Consider the following 13,862-nt stretch of genomic DNA (forward strand, 5'->3'; position numbering starts at 1 on the left):
AGATCGATCATGACCCCGGATATCGTCGAAACCGTCAATGTCGCGCGCGAGATCGCGTGGCTGCCGTGGGCGGTGCAGTACTTCTTCCTCATCGGCCTGTCGTATGGCGCCTGGCTCGTGTCGCTGCCCGGACTGGTGTTCCGCCGCCGCGGCTGGGAAGGGATCTCGCGCCTGGCGCTGCTCGCTGCGCTGCTGTGCGGGCTGACCGCGCCGGTCGCGCTGCTCGCCGACCTGCACCAGCCGGGACGCTTCTGGCATTTCTACGCCTACTTCACTCCGACGTCGTGGATGTCGTGGGGGGCGTTCTTCATTCCGGTGTACCTGACCGGCCTGATCCTGTACGCATGGCTCGCGTTCCGTCCGGCGCTGGCGCGCCACGCGGACGAGGGCGGCAGGCTCGCCGGTCTCGCGCGCACGCTTGCGTACGGCGGGCACGAGAGCCGCAAGGCGCTGGTCGCGGCGGCGCTGCTCACCTTCGTCGGCGCGGCGCTGGTCGCGTTGTATACCGGCGTCGAGGTGATGCTGGTGCGTGCCCGTCCGCTGTGGCACACGCCGCTGCTGCCGGTGCAGTTCTTCGTCACCGCGCTGGCGGGCGGGCTGGGCCTCGCGCTGGTGTTCAACCGCGCGCTGCCCGGCGGCGGGGATCCGGCGGCGACACGCCGCATGGCGGTCGCGCTGGCGCTCACGCAGCTGGCGGCGCTGCTCGTCGGGGCGGCGTGGCTCGTGCTGGGCCTGAGCGGGATGTCGCCGGTGCATGCGCAGGCGCTGGCCGAAGTCGCGCCGTCGGCGAACTGGAAAGTGAGTGCGGTGTGGGCCGTGGTCGCGACCGTCGTGACGCTCGCGCTGGCCGTGCGCCGCCCCGGCTCCGGCCTGCTGATCGGGCTGCTGGCGCTGCATTCGGCGTGGATGATGCGCTGGACGATCTTCATCGGCGGGCAGGAGGTGCCGAAGACCGGCGCCGGCTACTACAGCTACCAGCTCCCGCTCGGCCCCGAGGGCCTGATGGGCATCGTCGGCACCGCCGGGCTGTGGATCTTCCTCTTCGTCGTGCTGACGACGCTGCTGCCGCTCGACCGTATCGGCCGTGCCGAACGTGTCGGCGCGTGAATCGAATCCAGGGAAACTGATCATGAAAATCGAACGTCGCGAACTGATTGCCGCCGGTGGCCTCGCCGCCTTCGCCGCGGGCTTCTCCCAGACCCTGGGCCGCATGGTGTCGGGCCTCGTCGGGGACGAACCGAAAGCGCACAACATCCACGGCCGCTCGGCCGAACCGGAATTCAGCGTGGATCCCGCGACCGGCGAGCTGCGCGTGAACCCGAACCAGCAGGTGAGCTACACCGCCTGTCTCGGCTGCACGACGCAGTGTGGCGTGCGCGTGCGCGTCGACAAGGCGAGCGGCAAGGTGATCCGCGTCGCGGGCAATCCGTACAGCCCGCTGTCGACCGAGCCGCACCTGCCGATGAAGGCCTCGGTGAAGGAGAGCTTCGTCGCGCTGTCGCGCTTCCAGGACAAGGGGCTGGCGGGGCGCTCGACCGCCTGCGGGCGCGGCAACGCGGCGATGGACCAGATCGAGTCGCCCTTCCGCGTGCTGACGCCGCTGAAGCGCGTCGGACCGCGCAACGGTGGCGAGTGGCAGCCGATCTCCTTCGAGCAGCTGGTCAAGGAGCTCGTCGAGGGTGGTGACCTGTTCGGCGAAGGGCATGTGGACGGCTTCAGGGCGCTGCGCGACCTCGCGACACCGATCGACCCGGCGGCCCCCGAGCTGGGGCCGAAGGTGAACCAGGTCGCGCTGATCTCCAGCGTCAATGACGGCCGCGAGCCCTTCGCGCGGCGCTTCTGGAACCAAGCCTACGGCACGCTGAACTTCGTCGGCCACGGCTCATACTGCAGCGGCGCCTACCGCTCGGGCTCCGGCGCGCTGTTCGGCGACCTGAAGAAGATGCCGCACGCGAAGCCGGATCTGGCCAACGCCGAGTTCGTGATCTTCATCGGTACGGCGCCGGGCAACGCCGGCAACCCCTTCAAGCGCACCGGCGCGCTGCTCGCGCAGGGGCGCAGCGAAGGGCGGCTGGAGTATGTCGTCGTCGACCCGGTGCTGACCAACGCCGACAACCGCGCGGCCGGCGAGCGCGGGCGCTGGGTGCCGATCCGCCCCGGCACCGACGGCGCGCTGGTGATGGGCATGATGCGCTGGATGTTCGACAACGGGCGCGTGAATACGGCCTATCTCGCCAACCCCAACCTCGCGGCGGCGGAGGCCGCGGGCGAGCCGTCCTTCACCAACGCGAGCTGGCTCGTGGTGGCCGAGAAAGGCCATCCGCGCGAAGGGCGCTTCCTGCGCGGTTCGGACATCGGCATGACGGTGGCCGAGGAGGACAAGTACAAGGAGGCGGACCCCTACCTCGTGCTCGGCCCGGATGGCAGGCCGATGCCGGCGGAGGCCACGACCGGTCCGGCGCCGCTGGAAGCCGCGGGCCCGGTGACGGTTGGCGACAAGGCGCTCGCGGTGAAGACCTCCTACGAACTGCTGCGCGAATCGGCGCTGAAGCTGAGCGTCGCGGAATGCTCGGCGATCTGCGGCGTGCCGGAAACGGTGATCACCGGCCTCGCCGACGAGTTCAGCCGCCACGGCCGCAAGGCCTGCGCGATCGCGCACGGCGGCATGATGGCCGGCAACGGCTTCTACAACGCCTACGCGGTCGTCACGCTCAACGCGCTCATCGGCAACCTGAACTGGAAGGGCGGTTTCGTCGTGAACGGCGGCGCCTTCAAGGACGCCGGCGCGGGCCCGCGCTACGACCTCGAGACCTTCCCCGGCATGGTGAAGCCCAAGGGCACGCCGCTCGGGCGCAACGTGCCGTACGAAAAGTCCGCCGAGTTCGCGCGCCGCAAGGCCGAGGGCAAGCCCTATCCGGCGCGCGACGCGTGGTTCCCGAACGCGCCGGGGCTGGTCACGGAGTGGTTCCCGGCGATGCTGCGCGGCTATCCGTACGGCGTGAAGGCGCTGGTGCTGTGGAGTTCGAGCCCGGTGTACGGCCTGCCCGGCGGGCGTGCGCTGATCGAGAAGGAGCTCGCCGATCCGAAGAAGATCCCGCTGATCGTGTCGGTCGATCCGCTGATCAACGAGAGCAACGCGTTCGCCGACTACATCGTGCCGGATTCGCTGATGTACGAGAGCTGGGGCTGGACGGCGCCGTGGGGCGGCGTGCCGACGAAGGCAACGACGGCGCGCTGGCCGGTGGTCGAGCCGAAGGCCGCGAAGACCCCCGACGGCCAGGCGATCGGCATGGAGACTTTCTTCATCGCGCTGGCGCAGGCGATGGAGCTCCCCGGCTTCGGCCCCGAAGGGCTCGCCGACATGGACGGCCGCCGGCTACCGCTGGAACGGCCCGAGCACTGGTACCTGCGCGGCGGCGCGAACATCGCTTTCCTCGGCAAGGCGCCGGTCGGCGATGCGAGCGACGAGGACCTCGCGCTGTCCGGCGTCGAGCGCCTGCGCCCGCTGCTGGAAGCGACGCTGAAGGAGGACGAGTGGCGCAAGGTGGCCTTCCTGTACACGCGCGGCGGCCGCTACCAGCCGGCCAAGGAGGCGCAGGAGACGCAGGATGGGGCGAACCCCGAATGGCAGACCAATCGCTTCCGGAACGCGCTGTGGCTGTGGAACGACAACGTCGGCGGCGCGAAGAATAGCCTCACCGGCAAGCGCTTCGCCGGCTGCGCGAGTTGGCAGCCGCCCGCCTTCGCCGACGGTACGCCGATGCGCGCGCTGCACAAGGAAACGGATTGGCCGCTGCTCGCGGTGGGCTACAAGTCCGCGCTGCAGAACGCCTATAGCATCGCGACGCGCATCACGTCCCTGCACCCCGACAACCCGGTCATCGTGCATCCCGAGGACGCCGCGCGCCTGGGCCTTGCCACCGGCGACCTCGCACGCATCCAGACGCCCGGCGGCGCGGCGACCTGCCACGTGATCGTGCATGAGGGCGTGACGCGCGGCGTGCTCGCGGTCGAGCACGGCTACGGCCACCGTGAGCTGGGGGCGCGGGCGCACCGGATCGGCGAGGCGCGTCAGCCGCAGCGGCGGGATCTCGTGGCGGGGATCTGTCTCAACGATCTGGGCCTGGTCGACCCGACGCGGGGCGGCGAAGCACTGTGGGTCGATGCGGTTTCGGGGACCGCGGTGCGCAACGGGCTGCCGGCGCGACTGGTGAAGCTCTGATCAGTCGAGCGCTGCGGGGTCGGCGCGCAGCATCAGGCGCGCGAGTTCCGCGGCGCTGCCGACCTCGGCCTTGTCCATGACGTGCTGGCGGTGCACATGCACCGTCTTCTCGCTGATGTCGAGTTCGCGCGCGACGAGCTTGTTGGGCAGCCCCTGCGCGACCAGGCGCGCGACTTCCAGCTCGCGCGGCGACAGGCGGGCGAGGCGTGCCTTCGCTTCGTCGCGCTGCGCGTGGCGCGAGCGGTCCTCGGCACCGCGCCGCACGGCGGCCGCGACCGCGTCGAGCAGCGCCTGATCCCGGAACGGCTTCTGCAGGAAGTCGCAGGCGCCGTGCTTCATCGCCTGCACCGCGAGTTCGACGTCGCCGTGGCCGGTGATGAAGACGATGGGCGGCAGCGTCCCGTCCGCGCGCAGGCGCTCCTGCAATTCCAGGCCGCTCATCGTCGGCATGCGGATGTCGAGCACGAGGCAGGCGGGGGCGTCGGCCGATCCTTGTCGTACCGCGAGGAAATCCTCGGCCGAGGCGTGGCTCGCGACGTGCCAGCCGACCGATTCGAGCAGGAACACGAGCGAGCGGCGGAAGGCCGCGTCGTCGTCCACGACATGGATCACGGCTTCATCGGTGGGCAGCATGGTCGGTATGGGACTCCGGTGGTGCGCTGGCGGGCGCGCCCAGCGGCAGGCTGAGGACGAATTCGCAGCCCGGCCCGCCGTCCGCGCCATCCACGGTGAGGCGGCCGCGGTGGGCTTCGGCGATCGTGCGGCAGATCGACAGGCCCAGGCCGAGGCCGTCCGGCTTGGTCGTGAAGAAGGGCTCGAACAGGCGTTCGCGCGCCGCCGCGTCGAGGCCCGCGCCGTGGTCGCGCACCGCGATGCAGGCGTGGCCATCGCAGTCGCGGAGGTGCACGGCCAGGCGCTGGCGTTCGGGCGGCAGGCCGCGGGCCGCATCGTAGCCGTTCTTCAGCAGGTTCAGCAGCACCTGCTGGATCTGTAGCGGATCGACCTCGACGACGGCGTCGGCCGGCAGCGTGTCGTCCACAGCCACTTCGGGCGCGTTCGCGAGCATGCCGCGGAACAGCGCCACCGCGTCGGCGACGAGTGCGCCGGGGGCGACGCGCTCGCGCACCGCCGCGCGCTTCTTCGCGAAGCCGCGGATGCGGCCGAGGATGCCGGCGGCGCGTTCGGCCTGGCCGGCGATCTCGCCGGAGGCTTCGCGCACGGCGTCGTCGGTGAGGCGGCCGTTGTCGCTGCGGCGGATGAGGCTCTGCGCATAGTTTGCGATCGTCGCGAGCGGCTGGTTGAGTTCGTGGGCGAGCGTGCCGGACAGCTCGCCCAGCACTGACAGACGCGCGAGATGGTCGGCCTGCTCCTGGTTGGCACGGATGCGCGCCTCGAGCGCCTCGCGTGCCGCGAGCACCGCGCGCAGCTCGGCGGTGCGCGCGTGCACGAGGTGCTCGACACGCACCGTGTACAGGATCCAGGCCGCCAGCAGCAGCGCGAACGCGGCGATCCAGCGCCAGTAGCGCTCGGCCAGCACCATCAGCGTCGGTTCGTGCAGGTAGGCATAGGGGCCGGTCTGCAGCTCGCGGAACATCTCGTGCACCGACTGGTAGTCCGCCGGCACGGCCCATGCCATGCCGTCCGCGCGCTCCGACATCGCCAGCAGCGCGAGCGCCACCTCCTTGGCGAGCGCCGGTGGCGTGTGGCGCAGGGTCGCGAGCGGCCAGTCGGGATACAGCCGCGTCGAGGTCGCGCAGGGGAAGTCCGGCTCGTTGCGTGCGCCCAGCACGGCGAAGGCGCTGCGCCATTCGTCGCGGCTTTCGAGCAGGCAGCTGCGAACGAAGCCGGCGTCCGCCTCGCCGCGCGCGACCGCGTCGAAGACGCCGGTCATCGGCAGGCCGACGACCTTCAGCTCGGCGAAATCGCGCTGCGGGTCGATGCCCTGCGCGGCGAGCTCGCGCCAGATCGTCTGGAAGCCGCCGAACACGTCGGTCGACACCACCGCGACGCGCCGCCCGCGCAGGTCGGCGAGCGTGCGCAGGGCACCGTTGCCGGCCTTCACGATCACCGTCGAGCCGAGCGAGCGCTCGGGCGCGCGCGGCGGGCCGGGGTCCAGCGTGAGGATGCGGCTCGCGCCGAGTTCGGCTTCGAGCTCGACGTAGTGGCCGGGGTTGGTGATGAGGAAGTCGATGTTGCCCGCGGCCGCGGCGTCGTGCAGGCCGCCGTGGTCGAGCTGCACGAGGCTGACTGGGCGCCCCGGCAGCGCGGCCTGCAGGCGGCGCAGCACCGGCGACCATTCGCCGGAGGCGGCGTCCGCGCCGAGAAAGGCGAGCACGCCGATGCGCACGGCGCCGGCATCGTCGGCCGGGGCCGCGCGGGCCGGCGCGAGCAGGGCGAAGAGCAGCAGCACGGCGCCGACGAGGCGCCGCCCGCCGGGGGATGCAGGCATCGCGCAAGCATCCCGCGTTCGCCGCGGCGGGTCAAGCGGCTGTCATGCGGGGGCGAGCCACCCGGCCGCGCCCAGCGCCTGCGCGGCCTTACTGCGCGACGGGGGGTTCCGCGAACTTCGCGCCGCCCTTGTTGGCGAGATAGGCGACCGCACGGCGCACTTCGGTGTCGGTGAGGTCGGCGCCACCACCGCGCGGCGGCATCTGGCGGATGCCTTCGATCGCATGCTTGGCCAGCGTGTCGAAGCCCTGCGCGATGCGCGGCCCCCAGGCGGCAGTGTCGCCGGCCTTGGGCGAGCCGAGCGCCCCCGCGCCGTGGCAGCCGGCGCAGATGCCCTGGTACACCTGTTCGCCGGTGCGGCTGCCCGGTGCAGCCTTCTGCACCTTGAGCGAGATCTTCGCGACCGGCTGGATGCGGCTGGCGCGCGCCTCCGCGTCGGTGTCGGCGGGTTGGCTGCAGGCCGCGAGCATGACGGCGGCAAGCGCGGCCGCCGCGAGGGCGAGGCGGCTGGCGCCGGGGTGGGAGAGGGGTTGGGGGCGGTCGCGCAGGTCGGACATGCGGGTTCCTTTGTTCGGTCTTGTTATGGAAAACCGCAAGTATAGCCGCCACGCCGGCTGCGGGCCGGGTGGCGGTCGCACGTCATTGCCCGCGGCGGGCGTTTACTTGTAGCTTAGCGCCTCGCCCTTCCGGGCGATCGCGCCGAGCGTTTCGGCGCCGGCAGCGCCCGCGCGCCGCGCAAACAAAAAGCCGGGGCGTCCCCGGCTGATCCGTATGCGGCGGCAGGACGTGCGCTTACTGCACGCGCACCTCGACGCGCCGCGCCTCGGCTGCGTCGCCGCCGCCCAGCGTCACCGCCGGACGGCGCAGCAGCACGCGCTCGGCCGGCACGCCCGCCTCGAGCAGCGCCTCGCGCACCGACAGTGCGCGGTTCTTCGACACTTCCGCGTTCGCTGCGGCGGCGCCGCTCTCGTCGTGAAAGCCCGACAGCAGCACCTTCTTGCCCGGCGTTGCATCCAGTGCAACGACGATCGTCGCGATGTCGGCCGGCGCATCCTCCGGCAGCGTCGCCTCGCCGACGGGGAAATAGAACTTCACCAGCGCCTCGCCCACTTCCGCGACATCCGCGAACTCGCTTGCCCCCGCCGCGGCCGCTTCCGGCTCCGCGGCCGCATGCAGCTTCCACATGCCGAGACCGATCACCAGCGCGATCACCAGTGCGATGACGCCGAAGAGCACCCCCATGACGACGTTGAGTTCGCCGTCTTCCTGATCGAACATGTCCTACGCTCCCATTATTGTGATCCCGCCTGTGCGGGGTCGCCCGGCAGTTTAGCCGAAGTGTATCGGAACATGTCGCAGGCAGACTGCGGCGCCGTGACGCGTGTCGCGGCGTGCGCAATGTTGAATTCCAGTTGCCTGCGCGGCGGCGTGGCGGTTGAATATGCGAAGTCCGAGGGGCTGTGCTCCGTCCGGAACGGCGTGGAAGCCGCCGCGTCCGGTCCATCGGTTGCGAGGGGAACACACATGGATGCACCGACGCTCATCGAAAAAGCCACGATCCTGGTGGTCGACGACACGCCGGACAACCTGTCGCTGATGTCCGGCCTGCTCAAGGACCGTTACCGGGTCAAGGTCGCCAACAATGGCGAGAAGGCCTTGCGCATCGTGCGCGGCGATGCGCCGCCGGAGCTCATCCTGCTCGACATCATGATGCCCGGCCTGTCCGGCTACGATGTGTGCGAGGCGCTCAAGGCCGACGCGGCGACGCGCGACATCCCCATCATCTTCCTCACCGCGATGACCGCGACCGAGGACGAGACGAAGGGGCTCGCGATGGGGGCGGCCGACTTCATTACCAAGCCGGTCAATCCGGCGGTCATGCTCGCGCGCGTCGCCACCCAGCTCAAGGTCAAGGCCGCCGCCGATTTCCTGCGCGACCAGAACGCCTACCTCGAAGCCGAAGTCGCGCGGCGCACGCGCGAGCTCGCAGCGATCCAGGACGTCGCGATCCTGGCGATGGCGTCGCTCGCCGAGACCCGTGACAGCGACACCGGCAATCACATCCGCCGCACCCAGTTCTATGTCCGGGCGCTCGCCATCCACCTGCAGCCGCACCCGCGCTTTCGCCATTTCCTCACCGACGCCACGATCGACATGCTGTTCAAGTCGGCGCCGCTCCACGACATCGGCAAGGTCGGCATCCCCGACCGCATCCTGCTCAAGCCGGGGCGCTTCAGCGCCGACGAGTTCGAGACGATGAAAGCGCACACGACGCTGGGCCGCGACGCGATCCTGCACGCCGAGAAGATGCTCGGCATGGATGTCGACTTCCTGCGCCTGGCGAAGGAAATCGCCTACTACCACCAGGAAAAGTGGGACGGCTCCGGCTATCCGGAGGGCATCGCGGGCGATGCGATCCCGATCTCCGCGCGCCTCATGGCGCTGGCCGATGTGTATGACGCGCTGATCAGCCGGCGCGTCTACAAGGACGGCATGTCGCACGCGGAGGCGGCCGTGATCATCCGCGAGGGCCGCGGCTCGCATTTCGACCCCGACGTCGTGGACGCCTTCGTCGCCCTGCAGGACGAATTCTGCGCCATTGCCGCGCGCTTTGCCGACTAGGCCGCTTTTTCAACCAGGCGCTTGCCGCCGCGACCGACAGGAGCCACAAGGATGCAATTTTCGATCACGGCGCTGGAGCGCCGCTCGCTCACCGCAAAGCTCGTGCTCGGCTTTGCCGGGCTGATGCTGGTGGTCGGCGGCATCAGCCTGCAGTCGATCTACAACCAGAACGTCGTCAACGCCGAACTGCGCGACCTGTACGAAAAGGAGCTGCTCGGCGTCTCGCACGTGAAGGAGGCGCGCATCCAGTTCGCGCAGATGGGCCACGCGCTGCGCCAGGCCATCCTGCCGCAGACGCCCGACGAGCGCGAACGCGCCTACCGGCAACTCGCCGAATCCGAAAGCCGCCTGCGCCAGGAACTGGACGACGCGTCGAAGCTGCTGCACCGCGAGGACACGCGCGCCGAGCTCGCGCGCTTCGACGAGCGCTTCGCGCGCTACAAGGCCGGCATTGCGCGCGTCATCGAGCTGCAGCAGAAGGGCGAACTCATGGACGCGCTGGGGGCGGTCGTCGCGCCCGATTTCCAGCTCGCCGGCCAGACGGCCGGCGACACGCTGGTCGGTATTGCCCGCATCATGGAGGAGGAGGCGCACGAGGCCGCGCGCCAGGCCAGCCGGCGCCTGGCCGAGATCAAGCGCACCACCTACGCCCTGATCGGCGGCGGCAGCGTCCTCGCGCTGCTGCTGGGCGCCCTCGTCGGCGTGTCGATCCGCCGCCCGACGCAGCGCCTGCGCGCCGTCGTCGAGCAGATCTCCGCCGGGCGCTTCGAGCAGCCCGTTCCGCACACCGAATATCCGAACGAGCTCGGCGAGCTCGCGCGCGCGATCGAGGTGCTGCGCGTCGAAGCGCGCAAGGTCGAGACGCAGCGCTGGCTCAAGACGCACCTCGCGGCCATCTCGGGCGACCTGCAGACGTCCACGAGCCCCGCCGAGCTCGCCCGGAAACTCCTTTCCAACCTCGCGCCGGTCCTCAAGCTCGGCCATGCCGCCTTCTACCGCCACGACGAAGCCGCGCAGCGGCTCGTCCTGCTCGCGGGCTATGCGCTGCGTGAGCCGGCGGAGCCGGTGCCGCAGTTCGCCCTCGGCCAGGGGCTGGTCGGCCAGTGCGCGCTCGAGCGCAAGCCGATCATCTTCACCAACCCGCCCGCGGACTACATCCACATCGGCTCCGGGCTGGGCGACGCCGCGCCCCGCGTGATCGCCGTGTTGCCCGTGATGCGCACCGACCGCCTGCTCGCGGTCGTCGAGCTGGCCACTTTCGACGCCTTCGGCGCCACCCACGAAAGCCTGCTCGAAGGCGTGATGCCGATTCTCGCGATGAGCCTGGAGATCCTCGAACGCAATGCGCGCACGCAGACCCTGCTCGAGGAAACCCAGCGCCAGGCCGAGAACATGGAGCAGCAGGCGCGGCAGCTCGAGGAGCAGACCGTCGAACTCGAGGCGCAGCAGGAGTCCCTGCGCGAAACCTCCGCCCACCTCGCGATCCTCGAAGAGCGCAGCCGCCTCATTCTCGGCTCGGTCAAGGACGGCATCGTCGGCCTCGACCAGGAAGGCGTGATCATCTTCGCCAACCCCGCCGCGCCGGCGATGCTCGGCTTTACCGAGGAGGAACTCGTCGGTCAGCAGATGCATGTACTGATCCACCACAGCTACCCGGACGGCCGCCCGTTCCCGCGCGAGGAATGCCCGATGTTCCGCACCGGCGTGGACGGACAGGCGCGCACCGTCGACAGCGAGGTCCTGTGGTGCAAGGACGGCACCGCAATCCCGGTCGAATACGCGACGACGCCCGTCCGCAAGGGCGACTCGCTCGTCGGCACCGTGGTCGTGTTCCGCGACATCACCGAACGCAAGGCCGCCGACAAGGCCATCGCCGACCAGCGCGCCTCGCTGCAGTACATCCTCGACCACAGCCCCATCGGCACCGCCTTCACCACCGACGGCGTCTTCCGCTACACCAGCCCCGAATTCACGCGCATGTTCGACTGCCGCGCCGGCGATTCGGCGGTGAAGATCTACGCCACGCCCGAGGACCGCGCGCGCATGGTGGCGGACCTGCGCCGCGAAGGCTACCTGCGCGACCGCGAGATGCGCCTGGTGGCGGCCGGCGGCGAGCTGCGCGACTTCCTCGTCACCTTCATGCCCTTCGCGCACGAGGGCGAACAGGGTGTGATGGGCTGGCTGCTCGACATCACCGACCGCAAGCGCGCCGAAGCCGAGATCCTGCGCGCCAAGGAGATCGCCGAGGACGCCACGCGCGCCAAGAGCGACTTCCTCGCCAACATGAGCCACGAGATCCGCACGCCGATGAACGCCATCATCGGCATGTCACACCTCGCGCTGCAGGGCACGCTCGACCGCAAGCAGCGCAACTACATCGAGAAGGTGCACCGCGCCGGCGAAAACCTCCTCGGCATCATCAACGACATCCTCGACTTCTCGAAGATCGAAGCCGGCAAGATGTCGATGGAAACGGTCGAATTCCGTCTCGAAGACGTCATGGACCACCTCGCCAACCTCGTCGGCCTCAAGACCGAGGACAAGGGGCTGGAACTGCTCTTCAACGCCGCCCCGGACGTCCCCACGGCCCTCGTCGGCGATCCGCTGCGCCTCGGTCAGGTGCTAGTGAACCTCGGCAATAATGCAGTCAAGTTCACCGAAACGGGCGAGATCGTCGTGGGTATCGACACCGTCACGCAGAGCGCGGACGAGGCCGAGCTGCATTTCTGGGTGCGCGACACCGGCATCGGCATGAGTCCCGAGCAGTGCGACACGCTGTTCCGCAGCTTCACCCAGGCCGACGCCTCGACGACGCGCAAGTACGGCGGGTCCGGCCTCGGGCTCGCCATCTCGAAGAAGCTCGTCGAGATGATGAAGGGGCGCATCTGGGTCGAGAGCACCGTCGGCCACGGCTCCACCTTCCACTTCACCGCGCGCTTCGTCCTGCAGGCCGAACCGGTGGCCCGACGCATGTTCCGCGCCGACGAACTGCAGGACGTGAGCGTCCTCGTCGTCGATGACAACGCCTCGGCGCGCGAAATCCTCTCCGCCATGCTGCGGCACTTCGGGCTCGCGGTCGATGTCGCGTGGGACGGCAGCCAGGCGCTCGACATGATCGCCGCGGCCGACGCGCGCCACGCGCCCTATGACCTCGTGTTGATGGACTGGAAGATGCCCGTCGTCGACGGTGTCGAAGCCGTGCGGCGCCTGCAGGCGCATCCCCCGGCGAAGCTGCCCGCGGTGATCATGGTCACCGCCTACGGCCGCGAAGAAGCGCTCGGATCGGCCGAACAGCGCGGTGTCGCGGTCAAGTCCGCGCTGACCAAGCCGGTCACCGCCTCGCGCATGCTCGAAGCGATCGGCGAAGCCCTCGACAAGCACGGACTGGTCGAGACCCGCGTCTCCGAGAGCATCAACGGCTCCAGCGCCGCGATGGCGGCCCTTGCCGGCGCCCGCGTGCTGCTCGTCGAGGACAACGAAATGAACCAGGAACTCGCCGCCGACCTGCTGCAACAGGCCCGCATCGACGTCGCGATCGCCGGCAACGGCCGCGAAGCGCTCGACCTCCTCGCCCGCGACGCCCGCTTCGACGGCGTGCTCATGGACTGCCAGATGCCGGTCATGGACGGCTACACCGCCGCGCGCGAAATCCGCCGCAACCCCGCGTGGGCGCACCTGCCCATCCTCGCGATGACCGCCAACACCATGGCCGGTGACCGCGACAAGGCCATCGCCGCCGGCATGAACGACCACATCGCCAAACCGCTCGACGTTGCCGAAATGTTCGTCACCCTGGCGAAGTGGGTGCGGCCCGCGGGCGCCGCCCGCGCGCCGGCGCCCGCGTCCGACAAAGGCGCCGCCGCGGTCGTCCTGCCCCCGCTGCCCGGCATCGACACCGCCGCCGGCCTCGCCACCACGATGGACAACCACAAGCTCTACCGGCGCATGCTCGCCCGCTTCCGCGACACCCAGGGCCGCTTCGCCGAACAGTTCGCCGCCGCCCAGGCCGGGGCCGATCCCGACGCCCCCCTGCGCGCCGCCCACACCCTCAAGGGCAACGCCGGCAACATCGGCGCCCACGGCGTCCAGACCGCCGCCGACGCCCTCGAACACGCCTGCCGAGACAAACTCCCCGCCGCGCAGCTCGCCCCGCTCCTCGAATGGACGCTCGCCGAACTCGCCCCCGTCATCGACGGCCTGCAACGGCTCGGCCCGGCCGAAACCGCCTTACCGGCCCCCGAGGAGATCGCCGCAACCATCGGCGCCGCGAACCTGCAGCAGGACTTCGCGCACCTGAAAGCCCTGCTCGAAGACAGCGACCCCGACGCCGCCGAAGCCGTCGCCACCCTCACCGAACGCGCCACCGGCACCCCGCTCGCACCCGCCCTGAAACAGATCGCCGCCAGCGTCGCCGCCTACGACTTCGACAAGGCCCTGGAAAGCCTCGCCGCCCTGACGCCGGCAGGTGGGTGAGACGGTTCACTGGCGCCACGGCGCCTGCCCTCCGAAGGCAGGGGTCGTCATGCGCCGCAGTTAAGGTATAATCCCGCGTTCTGTCGCCACGCCAGTG

The 13,862-nt window shown here is 70.2% G+C and carries 8 protein-coding genes; 4 read left to right on the forward strand and 4 right to left on the reverse strand.

Going from position 1 to position 13,862, the window contains the following annotated elements:
• The first annotated feature begins 9 nt into the window (after positions 1–9).
• Positions 10–1,107, forward strand: a complete 1,098-nt coding sequence (gene nrfD / locus CDA09_RS00650) for an NrfD/PsrC family molybdoenzyme membrane anchor subunit (protein ID WP_121426854.1) — start codon at positions 10–12, stop codon at positions 1,105–1,107.
• A gap of 22 nt (positions 1,108–1,129) precedes the next feature.
• Positions 1,130–4,222 (forward strand): molybdopterin dinucleotide binding domain-containing protein, encoded by a 3,093-nt coding sequence (locus CDA09_RS00655; RefSeq protein WP_121426855.1) that lies wholly within the window; start codon positions 1,130–1,132, stop codon positions 4,220–4,222.
• On the opposite strand, the gene CDA09_RS00660 is transcribed toward CDA09_RS00655, so the two are convergent.
• From CDA09_RS00660 to CDA09_RS00675, 4 genes are all read right to left on the reverse strand, one after another.
• Positions 4,223–4,855, reverse strand: a complete 633-nt coding sequence (locus CDA09_RS00660) for a response regulator transcription factor (protein WP_121426856.1) — start codon at positions 4,853–4,855, stop codon at positions 4,223–4,225.
• Positions 4,839–6,671 carry a sensor histidine kinase gene (locus CDA09_RS00665; RefSeq protein WP_121426857.1) on the reverse strand — a complete coding sequence of 611 codons (1,833 nt, stop codon included), beginning with the start codon at positions 6,669–6,671 and terminating at the stop codon, positions 4,839–4,841. The genes CDA09_RS00660 and CDA09_RS00665 overlap by 17 nt, the downstream gene beginning before the upstream one ends.
• Before the next feature lie 88 nt (positions 6,672–6,759).
• Entirely contained in the window at positions 6,760–7,227 is a 468-nt protein-coding gene (locus tag CDA09_RS00670) for a c-type cytochrome (RefSeq protein WP_121426858.1), read from the reverse strand.
• Between the two features lie 235 nt (positions 7,228–7,462).
• Positions 7,463–7,948, reverse strand: a complete 486-nt coding sequence (locus CDA09_RS00675; RefSeq protein WP_121426859.1) for an OmpA family protein — start codon at positions 7,946–7,948, stop codon at positions 7,463–7,465.
• Between the two features lie 246 nt (positions 7,949–8,194).
• Between CDA09_RS00675 and CDA09_RS00680 the strand changes: the two genes are divergently transcribed.
• Positions 8,195–9,292 carry a response regulator gene (locus tag CDA09_RS00680; RefSeq protein WP_121426860.1) on the forward strand — a complete coding sequence of 366 codons (1,098 nt, stop codon included), beginning with the start codon at positions 8,195–8,197 and terminating at the stop codon, positions 9,290–9,292.
• Positions 9,293–9,343: 51 nt separating this feature from the next.
• On the forward strand, positions 9,344–13,765 hold the full coding sequence (locus CDA09_RS00685) for a response regulator (RefSeq protein ID WP_121426861.1): 4,422 nt from the start codon (positions 9,344–9,346) through the stop codon (positions 13,763–13,765).
• Positions 13,766–13,862 lie beyond the last annotated feature (97 nt).

Source organism: Azoarcus sp. DN11 (genome assembly GCF_003628555.1).
In the GTDB taxonomy this organism is placed as follows: domain Bacteria; phylum Pseudomonadota; class Gammaproteobacteria; order Burkholderiales; family Rhodocyclaceae; genus Aromatoleum.